Origin of the sequence: Microbacterium sp. NPDC064978, assembly GCF_044543605.1 — a bacterium.
Classification (GTDB): Bacteria; Actinomycetota; Actinomycetes; order Actinomycetales; family Microbacteriaceae; genus Microbacterium; species Microbacterium meiriae.
The window spans coordinates 324,924-344,512 of the sequence record NZ_JBITWF010000002.1; the positions used below are offsets into that span (position 1 = coordinate 324,924).

The following is a 19,589-nucleotide window of genomic DNA, read 5'->3' on the forward strand; positions in this document are numbered from 1 at the left end:
CAGTGCGCGATTCGAAAGGGGTCAGGAGGCTGCCAGGGCCAGCGTCGCGAGGGCGACGGTGGGGACCGCGGCGACGACCCCCCAGAGGGCGAAGCGGCCCCAGCGGATCTCGACCCCGAGCGCCGTCACGCGATGGTGCCAGAGGAGCGTCGCGAGCGAGGCCCACGGCGTGACGAGCGGACCGAGGTTCACGCCGATCAGCAGGGCCATCAGGGCGACCGGGTCCCCTGCCGCGGGTTCGAGCACGAGGTAGGCGGGGAGGTTGTTGATCGCGTTCGCGCTCACGGCCCCGAGCGCGGCGAGCCGGAACAGGTCGCCGACAGAGTCGCCGTTCGCGGTCGCCGAGGTCAGGAAATCGAGCAACCCCTGCGCGTGCGCGGTCTCGACCAGCACGAACAGCGACGCGGCGAGCGCGAGCGCCTGCCACGGGACGAGCGAGAGCCGCAGGGCCCGGCGACGACGGACGGCGAAGAGCACGATCATCGCGAGAGCCGCCACCGCGGCCGGGATCCACACGACGGGGGTGAGCGCGAGCAGCGGCATCAGGACGACGAGGATGCCGGTGGCGCTCCAGAACAGCGTCGGATCGGCGGGCCGCCGGGGCACGGGGGTCTCGTACGCGCCGAAGACCGTGCGCCGATGCAGGACGGTGAGGATCGCGACGGGCACCAGGATCCCCACGAGCGTGGGCGCCCAGCTCAGCGCGATGAACGCCCCGGGGCCTTCGCCCATCGCGGGCGCGGCGAGCAGGTTCGTGAGGTTCGAGACCGGCAGCGCGAGCGATGCGGTGTTGGCGAGCCAGACGGTGGCCAGGGCGAACGGCAGCGGCGAGACACCGATGCTCTGCGCCAGGACCACCACGACCGGGGTGACGATCACGGCGGTCGTGTCGAGCGAGAGGAACACGGTGCTCACCACCGCGAGCACGACCACCAGCGCCCACAGCACCAGCACCCGCCCGCGGCCCCAGCGCGCGAGGCGCTGCGAGACGACGTCGAACACCGCCGCGTCACGGGCGAGCTCGGCGACGATCGTGATCGCGACGACGAACCCCAGCACCGGCGCGATCCGCGCCCCGAGCGCACCGGCATCCGTGCGCGGCAGGAACCCCGTGAGCACGCACACGAGCGCGATCACGACGAGCCCGGCGACGACGCCGATCCGCATCCGTCCGATCCCCACCTCGTGAGCATAGGGCCGGCGCCACCCTTTCGAATCGCGCACCTGGCTGCATCGGCGGCGGGTTGGGGACCAGGTGCGCGATTCGAAGGCAGGAGGTGTGAGCAACCCGCATGCATCCGGGGGACGGGCGTAGGGGAACCGTGAGGATCGACGGATGCGGCCGGGCGGCGCAGTTGGATCGAGGACGTGCTCGACATCATCTACCTCGCGCTGACCCTGGCGCTGTTCGCCCTCGTGTCCCTCATCGCCAAGGCGGTGGACCGCGCATGATCGTCTTCGAGATCCTCGCCGCCGTCCTCGCCGTCGCCGCGGTCGTCTACCTGGTCGTGGCGCTCGTCGCCCCGGAGCGCTTCTGATGGACGCGACGGTCCTCTTCGGCGTCCTCCAGATCACGGCCGTCGTGGTCGTGCTCGTGCTCCTCTACCGCCCCCTCGGCGACTACATCGCGCACGTCTACACCTCCGGGCGCGACCTCCGCGTCGAGCGCGGGCTGTACCGGGTGATCGGGGTCGACCCCCGCTCCGAGCAGACCTGGCGCGCCTACGCCCGCAGCGTGCTGCTGTTCTCCCTCGTCGGGCTCCTGCTCGTCTACGGGCTGCAGCGGCTCCAGGCCTTCCTCCCCGCCTCGCTGGGCCTGCCCGCCGTGCCGGAGGGACTCGCGTTCAACACCGCCGCCTCCTTCGTCGCGAACACCAACTGGCAGTCCTACTCGCCCGAGCAGACCCTGGGCTACACGGTGCAGCTCGCGGGCCTCACCGTGCAGAACTTCGTCTCCGCCGCGGTCGGCCTCACCATCGCCATCGCCCTCATCCGCGGTCTCGCACGCCGCGGCTCCGCGACGATCGGCAACTTCTGGGTCGACCTCACCCGCGGTCTGGGGCGGCTGCTCCTCCCGCTCGCCCTGATCGGCGCGGTGGCCCTGCTCACGGGCGGCGTGATCCAGAACGTGAACGGCTTCACCGACGTCGCCACGGTCTCCGGCGGCACGCAGACGATCCCCGGCGGTCCGGTCGCGTCGCAGGAGGCCATCAAGCTGCTCGGCACCAACGGCGGCGGCTTCTTCAACGCGAACTCCGCCCACCCCTTCGAGAACCCGACCGGGTGGACCAACCTCCTCGAGGTGCTGCTGATCCTGGTGATCCCGTTCGCCCTCCCCCGCGCGTTCGGCCGACTGGTCGGCGACCACCGGCAGGGCTACGCGATCGTCGCGGTCATGGGCACCCTGTTCCTCGCCTCGCTCGCCGCGCTCTCGGCGCTGGAGCTGGCGGGACGCGGTTCCGCCCCCGAGCTCGCCGGGGCGGCGATGGAGGGCAAGGAGCAGCGCTTCGGCATCCTCGGCTCGACCCTCTTCGGCAGCGCGAGCACCCTCACCTCGACCGGGGCCATGAACTCGATGCACGACTCGTACACCGCGCTCGGCGGCATGATGCCGATGCTGAACATGATGCTCGGCGAGGTCGCTCCGGGCGGCGTCGGCTCCGGTCTGTACGGGATGCTCGTGCTCGCGATCGTCGCGGTCTTCGTCGGCGGGCTGCTCGTCGGCCGCACCCCGGAGTGGCTCGGGAAGCGCATCGGACCGCGGGAGATGACCCTCGCGAGCCTCTACATCCTCGTGGTCCCGGCGCTCGTCCTCGGCGGCACGGCCCTGAGCTTCGCGATCCCCGGGATCCGCGAGGACGTGGAGTCCACGAGCATCCTCAACCCGGGCGTGCACGGCATGAGCGAGGTGCTCTACGCGTTCACCTCCGCCGCGAACAACAACGGCTCCGCGTTCGCGGGGCTCACCGCGAACACCCCGTGGTTCAACACCGCCCTGGGCGTCGCGATGCTGCTCGGGCGCTTCCTCCCGATCGTGCTCGTGCTGGCTCTCGCCGGGTCGTTCGCCGCGCAGGATCGGGTGCCGGCCACGACCGGCACGCTCCCCACCCACCGGCCGCAGTTCGTCGGCCTGCTCCTCACCGTGACCGTCGTCGTGACGGCCCTCACCTACTTCCCCGTGCTCGCACTGGGACCGCTCGCCGAAGGACTCTGACCATGACCCTCCTCACCACCCCTCCCGAACAGCAGGACGCCCCTGCCGTCCCCGCCCGTCCGCCGCGCTCCTTCGGCGGCGCCCAGCTCGTGCAGGCGCTCCCCGGTGCCGTCCGGAAGCTCAACCCCGCGACGCTCGTCCGCAACCCCGTGATGCTCCTCGTCTGGGTCGGCGCCGCGTTCACGACCGTCCTCGCGATCGCGGAGCCCTTCCTCGGCGGGCCCGCCTCCTCCGGCGGCACCCCCGTCCCGGCGGCGTTCACCTGGGGCATCGCGCTCTGGCTCTGGCTGACCGTGTTCTTCGCGAACGTCGCGGAGTCGGTCGCCGAGGGGCGCGGCAAGGCCCAGGCCGCGAGCCTGCGGAGCACCCGCACCCAGACGATGGCGCGGCGGGTGGTGGGCCCTTCGACAGGCTCAGGGACCCAGGAGCCCGAGACGGAGACGGTGTCGTCGGCGGAGCTGCAGCGCGACGACCTCGTGATCGTCTCCGCGGGCGAACTGATCCCGGGCGACGGCGACATCGTCGCGGGCATCGCGACGGTCGACGAGTCGGCCATCACCGGCGAGAGCGCCCCCGTCGTCCGCGAGTCCGGCGGCGACCGCAGTGCTGTCACCGGCGGCACCCGGGTGCTGTCGGACCGGATCGTCGTGCGCATCACGTCGAAGCCCGGCGAGACGTTCGTCGACCGCATGATCGCCCTCGTCGAGGGGGCGAGCCGGCAGCGCACCCCGAACGAGATCGCGCTGAACATCCTCCTCGCGAGCCTGTCGATCGTCTTCGTCGTCGTGGTCCTCGCGCTGAACCCGATCGCGTCGTACGCCGCGTCGCCCGTGAGCATCCCCGTCCTCATCGCCCTGCTCGTCTGCCTCATCCCGACCACCATCGGCGCCCTCCTCTCCGCCATCGGCATCGCGGGCATGGACCGGCTCGTGCAGCGTAACGTGCTGGCGATGTCGGGGCGGGCGGTGGAGGCCGCGGGCGACGTCACCACGCTGCTCCTCGACAAGACCGGCACCATCACCCACGGCAACCGCCGCGCCCACGCCGTGCTGCCGCTCACCGGGGTGGACGCCGAGGAGCTGCTGCGCACCGCCGCCCTCTCCTCGCTCGCCGACCCGACGCCGGAGGGCGCATCGATCGTCGAACTCGCCGCCGCCCGCGGGATCCGGGTGGAGGCCCCGGCGGACGCCGTCGTCGTCCCGTTCACGGCGCAGACGCGCATGAGCGGTCTCGACCTCGCCGACGGCACGCAGATCCGCAAGGGTGCCGCCTCGGCCGTGGCGGCCTGGCTGGGGCAGACCCCCGGCCCCGAGCTCGCGACCCTCACCGACGACGTCGCCTCGGGCGGCGGCACGCCCCTCGTCGTCGCGGTGCAGGGCCCTTCGACAGGCCCAGGCCCTTCGACAGGCTCAGGGACCCAGCCGGACTCAGGCCCTTCGACAGGCTCAGGGACCCAGGCTGTGGACGCGCGGATCCTCGGGGTCGTGCACCTCAAGGACATCGTCAAGGACGGCCTCCGAGAGCGGTTCGACGAGCTGCGCAGCATGGGCATCCGCACGGTCATGATCACCGGAGACAACCCCCTCACCGCGAAGGCCATCGCGGCCGAGGCCGGCGTCGACGACTACCTCGCCGAGGCCACCCCGGAGGACAAGCTCGACCTCATCCGCCGGGAACAGGAGGGCGGACGTCTCGTCGCGATGACCGGGGACGGCACGAACGACGCTCCCGCGCTCGCCCAGGCCGACGTCGGCGTCGCGATGAACACGGGCACCTCGGCGGCCAAGGAGGCCGGCAACATGGTCGACCTCGACTCCGACCCGACCAAGCTCATCGACATCGTCCGCATCGGGAAGCAGCTGCTCATCACCCGCGGCGCGCTGACGACGTTCTCGCTCGCGAACGACATCGCGAAGTACTTCGCCATCATCCCGGCGATGTTCATGGGGGTGTTCCCCGGACTCGCGGCACTGAACATCATGCAGCTGCATTCCCCGGCCTCCGCGGTCACGAGCGCGATCATCTTCAACGCCATCGTGATCGTGTTCCTCATCCCGCTCGCGCTGCGCGGCGTGAAGTACCGGCCGGCGAGCGCCTCGCAGATCCTGCAGCGGAACCTGCTCGTCTACGGCCTCGGCGGCGTCATCGCCCCGTTCCTCGGCATCAAGCTCATCGACCTCCTCGTCAGCCTCCTCCCCGGCTTCTGACCGGGCCTGAAAGGAACGCCATGTCGTCCACCACCCGCACCACGATGCGCACCGCCGGTGTCGCCGTCCGCGCGATGCTCGTCCTCACCCTCGTCCTCGGCGTCGGGTACACGCTGCTCGTCACCGGCATCGGCCAGCTCCTCCTCCCCGCACAGGCGAACGGCTCGATGCTCCCCGGCGACCGGGGCAGCGCGCTCCTCGGCCAGTCCTTCACGGATGCCGACGGTGAAGCCCTGCCCGAGTACTTCCAGTCCCGCCCCTCGGCGGCCGGCGACGGGTACGACGGGGCGTCGTCCGGCGGCAGCAACCTCGGGCCGGAGAACCCCGACCTCGTCGCCGCCATCGCCGCGCGGAAGGCCGAGGTCGCCGCCAGAGAGGGCGTCGATCCGTCTGCGGTCCCCGCGGATGCCGTGACCGCGTCCGGCTCCGGCCTCGACCCGCACATCAGCGTCGCGTACGCCCTGCTCCAGGTGCCGCGGGTGGCCGCCGCCCGCGACCTGTCCGAAGACGAGGTGCGGGCCCTCGTGGAGTCTAGGATTCAAGGGCGGGACCTGGGGTTCCTCGGCGAGGAGCGCATCAACGTCGCGGAGCTGAATCTCGCACTCGACGACCGGGAGGGTGCATGAGCGCAGAGCGGCCGCCGCGCCCCGCGACGGACCGGAACCGCCGCGGACGGCTGCGCGTCCTCCTCGGCGCCGCGCCGGGCGTCGGGAAGACCTTCGAGATGCTCGCCGAGGGTCGGCGACTCCGCGAGGAAGGCCGCGACGTGGTCATCGCGATCGTGGAGACCCACGGCCGTGCGGCCACGGCCGCCCTCACCTCCGGCCTGCCCGAGGTGCCGCGGCGCGAGGACGCCCATCGCGGGGTCACCCTCTCCGAGCTCGACCTCGATGCGGTGCTCTCCCTCGCCCCGGAGATCGCTCTGGTGGACGAGTTCGCGCACACGAACGCCCCCGGCTCGCGGAACCCCAAGCGCTGGCAGGACGTCGAGGAGCTGCTGGACGCGGGGATCGACGTCGTCACCACCGTGAACGTGCAGCACATCGAGTCGCTGAACGCGGTCGTGGAGAAGATCACCGGGATCGCCCAGCGCGAGACCATCCCGGACGCGGTCGTCCGCGCCGCCGACGAGATCGAGGTCGTCGACCTCGCACCGCAGACGCTCCGCGACCGGCTCGCCGCAGGTCTCGTCTACCCCGCGGAGCGGGTCGACGCCGCCCTCTCGCACTACTTCCGGCTCGGCAACCTCACCGCCCTGCGGGAGCTCGCCCTGCTGTGGCTCGCCGACGAGGTCGACAGCGCGCTCCGCAGCTATCGCGCGGAACAGGGCATCGCGGGAGCCTGGCAGGCGCGCGAGCGGGTGGTCGTCGCCCTCACCGGCGGCCCGGAGGGCGAGACGCTGCTGCGCCGCGGGGCCCGCATCGCCGCACGCTCCGCCGGCGGGGAGCTGCTCGCCGTGCACGTGACCGCCCAGGACGGACTGCGCGACGAGACCCCCGGCGCCCTCGCCGCGCAGCGCTCCCTCGTCGAGTCCCTCGGCGGCACGTACCACCAGGTGGTCGGGGACGACATCCCGGCGACGCTCGTCGAGTTCGCGCAGGGCGCCGACGCCACGCAGCTCGTGATCGGGGTGAGCCGGCGCGGCCGCCTCGCCGCCGCCCTCACCGGGCCGGGGATCGGCGCCGAGGTCATCCGCCGCTCGGGCGACATCGACGTGCACATCGTGACCCACGCCGCGGCGGGCGGCCGGCTCGCCCTCCCCCGCATCACCGGCGGTGCGCTCGGCTGGCGTCGGCAGGCGCTGGGCTTCGGCGTGGCCCTCGTGTTCGGCCCGCTGCTGTCCTGGCTGATGTTCACCGTCCGCAGCCCCGAGTCGATCACGGCGGAGGTGCTCGCCTACCAGCTGCTCGTCGTGGTGGTCGCCCTCATCGGCGGCATCCGTCCCGCCGTGTTCGCGGCGGTGCTCTCCGGCATCACCCTCGACTTCCTCTTCGTCGCCCCGCTGTTCACGATCACGATCGCGCACCCGCTGCACGTGCTCGCGCTCACCCTCTACGTGATCATCGCGATCCTCGTGAGCCTCATCGTCGACCAGGCCGCCCGCCGAGCGCGGACCGCGCAGCGGGCGACCGCCGAGGCGGAGCTCCTCGCGGCCGTCGCCGGGAACGTGCTCCGCGGCGACAACGCCGTGCTCGCCCTCGTCAGCCGCACGCGGGAGGCGTTCGGCCTGAGCGGGGTGCGGCTGCTCACTCCCTCCGGCGAGGTGCTGGCCAGGGACGGCGAGCCGGTACCGGACGGCCGCGCCACGACCATCCCGGTCGGGGTCGCGTCCGGTGGGGGCCCGCGCGCCGTGCTGGAGCTCAACGGCGAGCCGATCGCCGGTCCGGAGCGCCGACTGCTCGACGCGATCGTCGCCCAGCTCGCCGCCGCCATCGAGCACACCGATCTCCGCGCGACCGCACGGGAGGTGGAGGCCCTCGCCGAGACCGACCAGGTCCGCAGCGCCCTGCTCTCCGCCGTCAGTCACGACCTGCGCCGGCCGCTGGCCTCGGCGGTCGCCGCGATCGGCGGGCTCCGCGGCGCGCACGGCCTGTCCGCCGGGGATCGCGCGGAGCTGCTGGAGACCGCGGACGAGAGCCTCGCGACCCTCTCCGCCCTCGTCACCGATCTCCTCGACGTGAGCCGCGTGGAGGCGGGGGTGCTCGCGGTCTCGGCCCAGCGGATCGACGCGGCCGGCCCCGTGCTCGCCGCGGTGGACGAGCTCGGTCTCGGCCCCGCCGACGTCGAGCTCGCCCTGGACCCCGACCTGCCGCCGCTGCACGCGGACCCCGTGCTCTTGCAGCGGGTACTCGTGAACGTGCTCGCCAACGCCCACCGTCACGCTCCCGACGGCAGTCGCGTGCTCGTGTCGAGCAGCCGGCTGGGGGATCGGGCAGAGCTCCGGATCATCGACCGCGGCGAGGGCATCGCGCCGGAACGCCGCGATGCCGTCTTCCAGCCGTTCCAGCGTTTCGGCGACACCGACAACACAGCGGGGCTCGGGCTCGGGCTCGCCCTGTCGCGCGGTTTCACGGAGGGCATGGGCGGTAGCCTGACTCCGGAGGACACCCCAGGGGGCGGACTCACCATGGTCATCTCCCTGCCGCTCGCCGCAGGGTCTTCCGACACGGAGGGGACGGAGTGAAGCTCCTCATCGCCGACGACGACCCGCAGATGGTGCGGGCGCTGCGGATCACCCTCGCGGCGCACGGCTACGAGGTCGTCGTGGCCGCCGATGGCGCCGCCGCGATCGCCGCCGCAGCGCAGAGCCATCCCGACCTCATCATGCTCGACCTCGGCATGCCCCGCCTCGACGGCATCGAGGTGATCCAGGCGCTCCGCGGCTGGACGAGCGTGCCCATCATCGTCGTGTCGGGGCGGACGGGCTCCGCCGACAAGGTGGAGGCGCTGGACGCCGGGGCGGACGACTTCGTCACGAAGCCCTTCCAGGTCGACGAGCTGCTGGCCCGGCTGCGGGCGCTCTCCCGCCGCGCGGTCGCCGCGAACGGTGAGTCCGTGGTCGCGTTCGGGGACGTCGTCGTCGACCTCGCCACGAAGACCGTGACCCGCGCCGGCACCCGGGTGCACCTCACGCCGACCGAGTGGCGGATGCTCGAGCACCTCGCGCGGCATCCGGGCGCGCTGGTGACCCGGCAGGATCTCCTCAAGGAGATCTGGGGCAGTGCCCAGGTGTCCGACTCCGGCTACCTGCGGCTCTACATGTCCCGGCTCCGCAAGAAGCTGGAGCGCGAGCCTTCGACGCCCGTCCACCTGCTGACGGAGTCAGGAATGGGCTACCGGCTGGTCCTCTAGCGACCGAGCGGCGCGCGGTCGTGCGTGCCCGCGACGCGACGCCGACGGAGGACCGCCACGACACCGACGACGACGAGCAGGACGGCCACGATGATCGCGGTGACGGCGGTGGGCGTGCTCTCCGGCTCGCCCGTGAGACGCCCGACCGCGAGCCAGCTCAGACCCCAGGCGGTCGCGAGCGCCGGCGCGAGGCGTCCGGTGAACCAGGCCGATGCGGCGCCGATCACCAGCACGACCACGAGCACGGCGACGGCCCAAGCGTCGGGGGCACCCGCTCCGATCTCCGGGACCGTCTGGGTGAGCCAGGCGGCGGTGTTGGCGACCGTCGCGATGGTGACCCAGCCGAAGTGCAGGCCGTTGGCCCCGTCGGTGAGGAGGCGATCAGCGAGATTGCGGGCGGGGAACCGGCCGAGGAGCACGATGACGCGGGCGAGCGTCGCGAGCAGGAGCGCGATCACGAGCACGGTCAGCCACAGCGTCAGGTAGCGCGCGGTCACGAGCCAGAGGCCGTTGAGCACCATCGAGAGGGCGATCCAGCCGCCGACCGCCTGCTGTCGCTCGTCGCGGCGCTGCGCGGGGAGCGCCTGCCACACGGTGTAGGCGAGGAGTCCCACATAGATGAGCGACCAGATCGAGAAGGCCGGTCCGGCGGGGGCGAGGTACGAGCCTTGGGCCGAGAGCGCGCCGTTCTGCAGCTCATCGACGGAGTCACCGCCGAAGGCGCCGGCGCCGATGGCCGCGGCGATCAGCATGAACACGGCGGCGGCGATCACGAGGCTCTGGCGGGCGATGCCCTTCGTCGAGGTCTCCATGCCCGCACCCTACGCCGGACGGGGACGGAAGGGAGTGGCCTTGACAGTGCCCCTTCGTTTCGCTAACCAGGTTAGCGAGTGGAGGCGTCAGGCCGGAGCGAGGGCGGCGTCGATCAGGACCTCGGCGGCGCGGCGCGCGTGCACGGCGGCCTCCGGGTCCGCACCGATCGCCGCCGTGCTCTGCGCCCCCTCGGCGAGGAGCGAGAGCTGGGCGGCCAGGCCCACCGGGGCGCCGGTCGCCGCGACGAGCTCCGCCATGTACTGCTGGAACGACGCCTTGTGCGCGCGGACGATGCCGGCGACCTCGGGACTCGTGCCCCCGAGCTCGCCGAATGCGTTGATGAAGGCGCAGCCCCGGAACCCGTCGCTGCAGAACCAGTCCTCCAGGTAGCCGTAGACCGCGAGGAGGCGGGCGCGCGGGTCGTCGCCGCTCTGTGCCACCGCCGCCGTGAGCCCCTGCTCCCATTCGGCGTGCTTCCGCGTCAGCACCGCCGCGACGATGTCGGTCTTCGCCGGGAACAGCGAGTACACGCGCCGCAACGACACGCCGGCGGCAGCCCGCAGCTCGTCCATGCCGACCGCCGCGTAGCCCTTGCGGTAGTACAGCTCCTCCGCGGCGGAGAGGATGCGTTCGCGCGCCTCGTCTTCGGTCATGTCCAGAAGTCTACTTGACATGAGAACGAACGTTCTCTAGATTGATCACATCAGGCGAGAACGATCGTTCTCACCGGCATCGGAAGGAACACATCATGGGTTACATCACCGTCGGCACCGAGAACACCACCCCGATCGAGCTCTACTACGAAGACCAGGGCAGCGGTCAGCCCGTCGTGCTGATCCACGGCTACCCGCTCAACGGGCACAGCTGGGAGCGCCAGACCCGCGAGCTCCTCGCCCAGGGGTACCGCGTCATCACCTACGACCGCCGCGGCTTCGGACAGTCCTCCAAGGTCGGCTCCGGCTACGACTACGACACCTTCGCCGCCGATCTGAACACCGTGCTCGAGACCCTCGACCTCCGCGACGTCGTGCTCGTCGGCTTCTCCATGGGCACCGGCGAGCTCGCCCGCTACGTCGGCCGCTACGGCCACGAGCGCGTCGCGAAGCTCGCCTTCCTCGCGTCGCTCGAGCCCTTCCTCGTGCAGCGCGACGACAACCCCGAGGGCGTGCCGCAGGAGGTCTTCGACGGGATCGAGGCCGCCGCCAAGGACGACCGCTACTCCTGGTTCACCCAGTTCTACAAGGACTTCTACAACCTCGACGAGAACCTCGGCACGCGCATCAGCCAGCAGGTCGTCGACGCGAACTGGAGCCTCTCCGTCACCAGCGCCCCGGTCGCCGCCTACGCCGTGGTCCCGACCTGGATCGAGGACTTCCGCGACGACGTGAAGGCCGTGGCCGCCGCCGGCAAGCCGACCCTGATCCTGCACGGCACCAAGGACAACATCCTGCCGATCGACGCGACCGCCCGCCGCTTCCACCAGGCCGTCGCCGAGGCCGAGTACGTCGAGGTGGAGGGCGCCCCGCACGGCCTCCTCTGGACCCACGCCGACGAGGTCAACGCCGCCCTGACGCAGTTCCTGGCCCGGTAACCCTCGTTCGAATCGCCCGAATGGCCCCATTTCCTCCGGAGATGGGGCCATTCGGGCGATTCGAAGCGGGTCAGCGGGAGCGCCAGAGCAGCCAGACGAAGTACGGGGCACCGATCAGCGCGACCACGAGACCCGCCGGAAGCTGCGCGGGGGCGATCACCGTCCGGCCGATCGTGTCCGCGATGCCCACGAGCAGCCCGCCGAGGAGCACCGCCGTCGGGATCACTCGCGAGTGCCGCGCGCCCACCAGGGCCCGCGCCGCGTGCGGCGCCACGAGCCCCACGAAGCCGATGACCCCGATCGCCGTCACGCTCAGCGCCGCGAGGACGGCCGCCACCAGCAGCAGCGTCAACCGGACGGGCTCCAGCCGGATGCCGACCAGTCGCGGGGTGTCCTCATCGAGCGACAGCACGTCGAGCTCCCGGCGACTCATCACCACGAACGGCACCGCGATCACGAGGACGATCGCCAGCGGGATGACCTGCTCCCACACCCGCCCGTACGTCGTCCCGGAGAGCCAGGTGTAGATCTTCGGGGTGTCCCACGGGTTCGAGCGCAGCAGGAAGAAGGTCGTGAGGGAGACCGTGAAGTACGAGACCCCGATGCCGATGAGCAGGAAACGGTCCGCGTTCAGGCCGCCCCGCCACGACAGCAGGTAGACGAGGGCGAAGGCGAGCAGCGAGCCGGTGACGGCTCCCGCGATCATCCCGCCCGTCGACGACGTGATGCTCGTGATCACCAGCACCGCGCCGAGCCCGCCGCCGCCGGTGACGCCGAGGATGCCCGGGTCGGCGAGCGGGTTGCGGCTCACCCCCTGGATCACGGCGCCGGAGAGCGCGAGCGCGGCGCCGGCGACCACGGCGGCCACGATCCGCGGCGCGCGCTCGTCGAGGGCGAAGGCGATGGGCGCGGGAGCCTGCCCCTGCAGCCATAGCGCGATGTCGCCGGTGAGCAGCCAGGTGTGCCCGGCGAGCAGTCCGAGCAGCAGCACCCCGACCACGCCGAGGGCGACGAGGGCGAGGGTGATCCGGAAGCGCAGGCGGCTGCGCACCCCGAAGCGCACCCGCGGAGGCTCGCGCGTGGGACCGGCGTCGCGGAGGCGTCGGGCCATGAGCACGAGCACGATCGCGCCGAGCAGCGTCGTCGCGACGCCGGTCGGGATGAGGATCGCGGCCTCCGCGCCGATCAGCGCGCGCAGGAGGGCGTCGGAGAGGATGACGACGAGGGCGCCGAGGAGCCCCGACGCGGGGATCAGCAGCAGATGGCGGTTCAGGCTCGGCACCACCCGCGTCAGCAGCCGCGCGAGCACCGGCGCACACAGCCCGACGAAGCCCATCGGCCCGGCGAGCGTCACCGCGACCGCCGTGAGGGTGACCGCGAGGAGGATCCCGATGGTCCTGGTCGACCGGATCGGCACGCCGAGCGACGAGGCGGTGTCGTCGCCCAGGGACAGGATGTCGAGGCGCCGCGCGAGCACGAGGGCCAGCACCGTGACGACCACGACGACCGGAGCCGCCTGCAGGAACGCGGTGAGTCCGAGCTGCGACAGGCTCCCGCTCCCCCAGGCGAGCAGTCCCTTGGTCTCCTCGTCGAACAGGATGAGCAGGGTCGAGGTCGCGGCCTGGAAGGCGAGCGCCAGCGCAGAGCCCGCGAGGATGAGGCGGGTCGTGGACGACCCCGCCCCTCCGGCGAGTCCGAGCACGATGCCCGCGGCGACGATGCCGCCCGCGAACGCCACCGCCCCGGAGGCCCACACCGGCACGGCGATCCCGAACGCGGCGAGCGCCGTGACGGCGAGGTAGGCCCCGGCGGTCACGCCGAGCGTGTCGGGTGACGCGAGGGCATTGCGGGCGAGGGACTGCAGCAGGATGCCGGCGACGCCGAGGGCCACGCCCACCGCGACGCCGGCGGCGAGCCGCGGCACCCGCGATCCCCAGAGGACGTCGGCGTCAGCGAACACCGCGCCGCTCGTGCCCTGCGTGAGGTGCCAGCAGGCGACCGCCACCAGCACGACGGCGAGAGCGACGAGCACGCCGACGCCCGTCCACACCGCGGGCTTCCGACCCTCCGCCCCCACGCGGACGGCGGACGCCGGGGCGTCAGGCTCCGCGGTCGCCGTCGCGTCGTCGAGGCGGAGGGTCTCCGTCACTTCGAGAGCACCTCGAGGTAGCCGTCGATGATCTGCGCGGTCGAGCGCGGGCCGCCGAAGGTCCAGATACCTGCCGGGAACGCGGTCAGGCGGTCCTCCGCCACCGCGGGGAGCGAGGTCCACGCGGGGTTGTCCGCGAGGGCGTCGACGAAGCTCTCGGACTCCGGGTCCGCGGTGCCGGTGTAGAACAGGTTCGCGTCGCCGACCGTCGTCATGCCCTCGACATCGGTCTGCCCGAGGCCGTACACGGGGTCGACCTCGCCGGTCCAGGCGTTCGTCAGCCCGAGCTCCTCGCCCACCTCGCCGACGAGCGAACCCTGGCCGAACGGACGCAGCGCCACGTTGCCGCCGTCGACCCAGCCGTCGAAGAACACGAAGTCGGTGGTGGCGAGGTCGCGGTCGGCGAGCTCGGCCTTCGCGGTGTCGAGGTGCTCCTGGAACTCCTCGGTGACGACGTCGGCCCGCTCCCCGCGGCCGGTGACCTGGGCGATGAGGTCGAAGGTGTTCAGCATCTTGGCGATCGGGTCCTTCGCATCGGCGCCGATCGTCGCGAGCACGGGCACGTCGTAGGCCTCGAGCTGCGCGACGATGGGGTCGTCCGCGGCACTGACCTCGACGATCACGAGGTCGGGGTCGGTGCCGAACAGCGTCTCCAGGTTCGGCTCCTGGCGGGTGCCCACGTCGACGACGCCCTCCGGCAGCTCCTCCGCGGTGACCCAGGTGCTGTACCCCTCGGCGTCGGCCACCGCGACCGGCGTCACGCACAGCGACAGGGCGTCCTCGATCTGCTGCCACTCGAGCACCGCGATCCGCTCGGCCGGCGTGTCGAGCTCGACCGTGCGGCCGAGGTCGTCGGTGACGGAGACCGCCCCGGTCGAGGTGCTCGTGGTGTCGTCCGTGCAGCCCGCGCTCGTCGAGGTCGGGGCGTCCGATCCCTCGGCGGACGGCGTCTGCGTGGTGCCGCAGCCGGCGAGCGCGAGGGTGAGGGCGCCGCCGAGGGCGAGCACGGCGAGGGAGGTCTTCTTCATCGGTGGTTCCTTCAGGGGTCGGGATCAGGAGGCGGAGGGGGCGCGGAGGCGACCGTGGTGGCGACCGCGCGGACGCACCCGCACCAGCCCGGTCTCCTCGTCGAGGGCGGTGTCGATGCGCAGGCCGTACACGTGCGAGAGGTTCTCGCCGGTGAGCACTTCGGCGGGCGCCCCCGCCGCGTGGACCCGGCCGCGGTGCATCAGCACGACGTCGTCGGCGACCGAGGCGGCGTGGTCGAGGTCGTGCAGCACGACGCCGAGCGCGGTGCCGTGGTCGTCGGCGAGCTCCCGCACCAGGTCGAGGGTCTCCACCTGGTAGCGCAGGTCGAGGTGGTTGGTCGGCTCGTCGAGCAGCAGCACCCCGGTGTCCTGGGCGAGTGCGGTCGCCAGCCAGACGCGCTGCAGCTCGCCGCCGGAGAGCTGGTCGACCGGACGGGCGGCCATGGCGGAGAGGCCGGTGAGGGCGAGGGCGCGCGCCACGGCCGCTCGGTCGGCGTCGCTCACGCCGGAGAACCGTCCGCGGTGCGGGTGGCGGCCGTAGGCGACGACGTCGGAGACCTCGATCCCGGACGGGTGCGGCCGGGACTGCGACAGCATCGCGACGGTCTTCGCGAACTCCTTGGCGGAGAGGGCGGCGGCGTCGCGCGACTCCGCGCCGCCGACGCGCACGGTCCCCGCCTCGATGCGGTGCAGCCGCGCGAGAGCGCGGAGGACGGTCGACTTGCCGCTGCCGTTCGGTCCGATCAGCGTGGTCACCCGGCCCGGCGCGAGGCGCAGGGATACGTCGTGCACGACCCGGGTGCGGCCGTAGCCGAGGACGAGGGACTCCCCCTCCAGGCTGTGGCGATCGATGGCCTCGGTCATCTCAGCCCCGCATCGCGACGCCGCGGCGCCAGTAGCCCATGAAGGCGACCTGTGCGCGGTCGACGCCGAGGTCCTTCACGAGGTGCCGACGCAGCGTCGTCACGACACCGCTCTCGCCCGCGATCCAGAAGTAGCGGCCGGCGCGGTCGTCCTCACGGGGGATCTCCTCCCCCAGGCTCGAGTACTCGGGGGTCTCCCACAGGAGGTCCTCCCCCTCGATGTCGGTGACGCGGATCTCGTCCCCGGCGTCGTCATCCCCCAGATACTCGAGCACCGCGGGGATGAGGCGAAGGCCGTGCGGCTCGCCGATGTCGCGCGGGAGCCAGTGCACGTCGACCCCGGCCGGCACGTCGATCGCGAGCACGTCGGCGGGCGACGGCACCTCGATGAAGGCGACGCCGCGGAGGTCGCGCGGGGCGTCCTCCAGGATGCGGGCGATGGCGGGGGCCGCGGTCTCATCCCCGACGAGGACCACCGAGGTCGCCGCCCCCGGCGCGTACTCCGCCCCGCCGTGCGCGACGACGCCGCGGCGCGGGCCGACCAGCCACAGCTCCTGACCCACCGCGGCGGTGCTCGCCCACCGCGAGGCCGGACCGGTGAGTCCGGGCTCCAGGTGCAGCACGAAGTCGATGTCGACCTCGGTGCGGCCGTCGTCGGCGACCCGCAGCTCGCGCACGGAGTAGGTGCGCATCGAGCCGCGCTCCTCCTCCGGGACGGCGAGGTACGAGCCCCACCAGTCGTACGTCGACCGGTCGATCTCCGCGAGCACGCCGGACGCGGGCGGGAAGACGAGCTTGACCCGGCTGTCGTAGACCGCGCCGGGGGTCCCCAGCTCGCTGAGCTCCTCGCCGCCGAGCGTCACCCGCACGAACGACGGGGAGACGCGGTCGACGGCGCGCACCTCGGCGCGGGTGAGGATGTAGGTGGGGCGCTCGGTCGTGGTGGATTCAGCGGACATGATGCCTTCCGATGGGGGTGACCATCGGCTTGCCGGAGACCGGGTCGATGGTGATCTGATTGGGGAGGCCGAAGACCTCCTGCACGAGCTCGGCGGTGACGACGTCCTGCGGGGCGCCGATCGCGTGCACGCGGCCGTCTTTCATGGCCACCAGCTCGTCGGCGTAGCGTGCGGCGAGGTTGAGGTCGTGCAGCACCATGACGATCGTGGTGCCGCGGGCCACGCTGAGGTCGGTGAGCAGGTCGAGCACCTCGACCTGGTGGGCGACGTCGAGGAAGGTCGTCGGCTCGTCCAGCAGCAGGATGTCGGTCTCCTGCGCGAGGGCCATCGCGATCCAGACGCGCTGACGCTGGCCGCCGGAGAGCTCGTCGACGCTACGGTCGGCGAGGTCGCTGATGCCGGTCGCGTCCAGGGCGTCGGCGACGACCTCGTAGTCGCGCGCGCTCCACCGCGACAGCGCCCGCTGGTGGGGATGACGCCCGCGACCGACGAGGTCCGCGACGGCGATGCCCTCGGGGGCCACGGGCGACTGCGGCAGCAGGCCGAGGATGCGCGCGACCTCCTTCGTGGGGCGGGCGTGGATGGACTTCCCGTCGAGCACGACCTCCCCGTCCCCCGGCGACAACAGGCGGGCGAGGGCGCGCAGCAGCGTCGATTTACCGCAGCCGTTGGCGCCGACGATCGTGGTGATCTTCCCCGGCGCGATCTGCAGGTCGAGGCCCTCGACCACGGTGCGGTCGCCGTAGGAGAGGGTGACCCCTTCGGCGGACAGGCGGTGGGCGGCGGTCACAGCGAGCCTCCGGTGCGGTTGGTGCGGATGAGCAGGTAGATGAGGTACGGCGCGCCGACGACGCCGGTGACCACGCCGACCGGGTAGCGCGCTCCGAGCGCGAACTGGGCGATGAGGTCGCCGCCGAGCACGAGCACCGCGCCGACGAGGCCGCTGGGCAGCAGCAGCGTGGCGCCGGGACCGGTGAGCCGCGCGGCGATGGGTCCGGCCATGAACGCGACGAAGGCGATCGGCCCGGTGGCGGCGGTCGCGAAGGCGAGGAGGGCCACGGCGCCGAGGATGAAGACGAGGCGCGTGGCGGTGACCCGCACGCCGAGACCCGCGGCGGAGTCGTCCCCGAGCTGGAGCGTGCCCAGCGCCCGGCCCTGCGAGAGCAGCAGCGGCACGAGGATCGCGGCGGCGATCGCCATCGGCAGCACCCGCTCCCACGATGCGTTGTTGAGGCTGCCGGTGAGCCACTGCATCGCGGTCTGGATGTCCCAGTTCGCGGCCCGGGACAGCAGGTAGGAGATGACGCTCTGCAGCATCGCCGCGACGCCGATCCCGATGAGGATGAGGCGGGTGCCCGCGAAGCCGCCCTTGATGGCGAGGAGGTAGATCGCCAGCGCGGTGACGAGGGCGCCGACGAGCGCGAGGAGCGAGACGGCGGGGCCGTTGAGCGAGAGCACGACGATGCCGAACACCGCGGCGGCACCGGCCCCGTTCGAGATGCCGATGATGTCCGGCGAGGCGAGCGGGTTGCGCAGCATGGTCTGGAACGTCACGCCCGCCATGCCGAACGCGAGGCCGGTGAGGACGGCGAGGACGGCGCGCGGCAGGCGCAGGTCGCCGACGGTGAACGACGCACCGGGCACCGCCTCGCCGAGGATCACGCGGACGACCTCGTCGAGCGGGTAGAACGTGTTGCCGACCATGAGCGCCACCGTGAAGAGCACGACCACGACGGCCCCGAGCGCGACGGTGACCACGGCATGACGGCGGTGGCGTGCCCGGCGGCCGGCGATGACACGCGCGGTGCGGGCGGCGGCGGACTCGTCGCCGCGGACGAGGGTGTGCTCGGTCGTGCTCACAGCTCCCGCACCTTCTGTCGGCGGACGATCCAGATGAAGAACGGCGCCCCGATGATCGCCGTGATGATACCCACCTGGATCTCCTCGGACGACGGCGAGATCACGCGTCCGACGATGTCGCTCGCGGTGAGCAGCGCGGCGCCGGCGAGGGCCGAGAACGGCAGCAGCCAGCGGTGGTCTGTGCCCACGAGCATCCGGCACATGTGGGGGACGATGAGCCCGACGAACCCGATCGGCCCCGCGATCGCCGTCGCCGCGCCGGCCAGGATGACCGCACCGAGGGCCGACAGCATCCGGGTGCGCAGCACGTGCTCGCCGAGCCCCTTGGCCATGTCGTCGCCGAGGGCGAGGGAGTTCATGCCCCGTGCGCACAGGAAGCAGATGAGGGCGCCGACCGCGAGGACCGGCGCGGTGATCGCGATCCGCGGCCACTCCGCCCCGCCGACGCCGCCGATCTGCCACGACTGGAACGTCTGCAGCAGGTCGACCCGCGGCAGCATGACCGCGCTGATGAGCGAGGCGAACGCGGCGGAGGTCGCCGCCCCCGCGAGGGCCAGCTTGAGCGGGGTGGCCCCGCCACGGCCGAGGGAGCCGACGGTGTAGACGAACACGGCGGCCGCCGCGGCGCCGACGATCGCGAAGGCCATCTGCCCGTAGGGATTGCTGAGTCCGAAGAACGCGATGCCGAGGACGACCGCGAACGAGGCGCCGTTCGAGACCCCCAGGAGGCCGGGGTCGGCGACGGGGTTGCGGGTGACGGCCTGCATCGTCGCTCCCGCGAGGGCGAGGGCCGCCCCCACGAGGAGCGCGAGCACCGTGCGGGGGATGCGCTTGACGACCGCGGCCTGAGCGATCGTGTCCGACTGCCCGGAGAGCGCCGCGAGGATGTCGTCGAGGGTGACCGCCCGCACCCCGAACGACACCGAGAGCACGACGAGCACGAGGATCACACCGACCCCGGCGAGCAGCCAGAGGGTGCGTACCACCGCCGGACGCCGCAGGGTGGCGGCGTCCGGCGCGAGGACGGGTGCTGAGATCACGACGACTCTCCGC

General features: G+C 72.4%; 17 protein-coding genes. 7 read left to right on the plus strand and 10 right to left on the minus strand.

The genetic code is table 11. From position 1 onward, the window contains the following. Positions 1-21: 21 nt before the first annotated feature. The gene (locus ACIGJI_RS08465) at positions 22-1,167 is read right to left on the minus strand and encodes an SLC13 family permease (RefSeq protein ID WP_363445340.1); all 1,146 of its coding nucleotides are present in this window, start codon (positions 1,165-1,167) and stop codon (positions 22-24) included. Between the two features lie 281 nt (positions 1,168-1,448). Between ACIGJI_RS08465 and ACIGJI_RS08470 the strand changes: the two genes are divergently transcribed. Genes ACIGJI_RS08470 through ACIGJI_RS08495 form a run of 6 tightly spaced genes read left to right on the plus strand, consistent with a single transcriptional unit; the run spans position 1,449 to position 9,273 of the window. After that, positions 1,449-1,538: a potassium-transporting ATPase subunit F gene (locus ACIGJI_RS08470; protein ID WP_036292752.1), complete on the plus strand. Its 90-nt coding sequence runs from the start codon at positions 1,449-1,451 to the stop codon at positions 1,536-1,538. After that, complete coding sequence (gene kdpA / locus ACIGJI_RS08475) at positions 1,538-3,214, plus strand: potassium-transporting ATPase subunit KdpA (protein ID WP_363444979.1); 1,677 nt, start codon at positions 1,538-1,540, stop codon at positions 3,212-3,214. The genes ACIGJI_RS08470 and kdpA overlap by 1 nt, the downstream gene beginning before the upstream one ends. A 2-nt stretch (positions 3,215-3,216) precedes the next feature. Next, entirely contained in the window at positions 3,217-5,421 is a 2,205-nt protein-coding gene (gene kdpB / locus ACIGJI_RS08480; protein ID WP_363444981.1) for a potassium-transporting ATPase subunit KdpB, read from the plus strand. Positions 5,422-5,441: 20 nt separating this feature from the next. Then, the gene (gene kdpC, locus ACIGJI_RS08485; RefSeq protein WP_259954931.1) at positions 5,442-6,047 is read left to right on the plus strand and encodes a potassium-transporting ATPase subunit KdpC; all 606 of its coding nucleotides are present in this window, start codon (positions 5,442-5,444) and stop codon (positions 6,045-6,047) included. After that, positions 6,044-8,605, plus strand: a complete 2,562-nt coding sequence (locus ACIGJI_RS08490) for an ATP-binding protein (RefSeq protein ID WP_363444983.1) — start codon at positions 6,044-6,046, stop codon at positions 8,603-8,605. Before kdpC ends, ACIGJI_RS08490 begins: the two co-directional genes overlap by 4 nt. Next, on the plus strand, positions 8,602-9,273 hold the full coding sequence (locus tag ACIGJI_RS08495; RefSeq protein ID WP_363444985.1) for a response regulator: 672 nt from the start codon (positions 8,602-8,604) through the stop codon (positions 9,271-9,273). The genes ACIGJI_RS08490 and ACIGJI_RS08495 overlap by 4 nt, the downstream gene beginning before the upstream one ends. Here ACIGJI_RS08495 and ACIGJI_RS08500 read toward each other — a convergent pair. Together ACIGJI_RS08500 and ACIGJI_RS08505 are read right to left on the minus strand one after the other, a co-directional pair. Continuing rightward, a complete protein-coding gene (locus tag ACIGJI_RS08500) occupies positions 9,270-10,085 on the minus strand; it encodes a TspO/MBR family protein (RefSeq protein ID WP_363444987.1) in 816 nt (271 codons plus the stop codon). The genes ACIGJI_RS08495 and ACIGJI_RS08500 overlap by 4 nt on opposite strands. Before the next feature lie 87 nt (positions 10,086-10,172). Beyond that, positions 10,173-10,739, minus strand: a complete 567-nt coding sequence (locus ACIGJI_RS08505; protein ID WP_363444989.1) for a TetR/AcrR family transcriptional regulator — start codon at positions 10,737-10,739, stop codon at positions 10,173-10,175. 95 nt (positions 10,740-10,834) lie between these two features. On the opposite strand from ACIGJI_RS08505, the gene ACIGJI_RS08510 reads away from it, so the two are divergent. Beyond that, a complete protein-coding gene (locus ACIGJI_RS08510; RefSeq protein ID WP_363444990.1) occupies positions 10,835-11,677 on the plus strand; it encodes an alpha/beta hydrolase in 843 nt (280 codons plus the stop codon). A gap of 70 nt (positions 11,678-11,747) precedes the next feature. Here the strand turns inward: ACIGJI_RS08510 and ACIGJI_RS08515 are convergent, their stop codons facing one another. From ACIGJI_RS08515 to ACIGJI_RS08545, 7 genes are read right to left on the minus strand one after another with little or no spacing between them, the layout of a single operon-like run. Further along, positions 11,748-13,826, minus strand: a complete 2,079-nt coding sequence (locus ACIGJI_RS08515) for an iron ABC transporter permease (protein WP_187663040.1) — start codon at positions 13,824-13,826, stop codon at positions 11,748-11,750. Then, positions 13,823-14,854, minus strand: a complete 1,032-nt coding sequence (locus ACIGJI_RS08520; RefSeq protein WP_363444992.1) for an iron-siderophore ABC transporter substrate-binding protein — start codon at positions 14,852-14,854, stop codon at positions 13,823-13,825. The genes ACIGJI_RS08515 and ACIGJI_RS08520 overlap by 4 nt, the downstream gene beginning before the upstream one ends. A 24-nt stretch (positions 14,855-14,878) precedes the next feature. Next, complete coding sequence (locus ACIGJI_RS08525) at positions 14,879-15,718, minus strand: ABC transporter ATP-binding protein (protein WP_259954923.1); 840 nt, start codon at positions 15,716-15,718, stop codon at positions 14,879-14,881. A gap of 1 nt (position 15,719) precedes the next feature. Further along, complete coding sequence (locus ACIGJI_RS08530) at positions 15,720-16,676, minus strand: siderophore-interacting protein (RefSeq protein WP_363444994.1); 957 nt, start codon at positions 16,674-16,676, stop codon at positions 15,720-15,722. Beyond that, positions 16,666-17,466: an ABC transporter ATP-binding protein gene (locus ACIGJI_RS08535; RefSeq protein ID WP_363444996.1), complete on the minus strand. Its 801-nt coding sequence runs from the start codon at positions 17,464-17,466 to the stop codon at positions 16,666-16,668. Before ACIGJI_RS08535 ends, ACIGJI_RS08530 begins: the two co-directional genes overlap by 11 nt. Then, positions 17,463-18,536 (minus strand): iron chelate uptake ABC transporter family permease subunit, encoded by a 1,074-nt coding sequence (locus ACIGJI_RS08540; RefSeq protein ID WP_363444998.1) that lies wholly within the window; start codon positions 18,534-18,536, stop codon positions 17,463-17,465. Before ACIGJI_RS08540 ends, ACIGJI_RS08535 begins: the two co-directional genes overlap by 4 nt. Next, positions 18,533-19,576, minus strand: a complete 1,044-nt coding sequence (locus ACIGJI_RS08545; RefSeq protein WP_363445000.1) for an iron ABC transporter permease — start codon at positions 19,574-19,576, stop codon at positions 18,533-18,535. The genes ACIGJI_RS08540 and ACIGJI_RS08545 overlap by 4 nt, the downstream gene beginning before the upstream one ends. Positions 19,577-19,589: the final 13 nt, after the last annotated feature.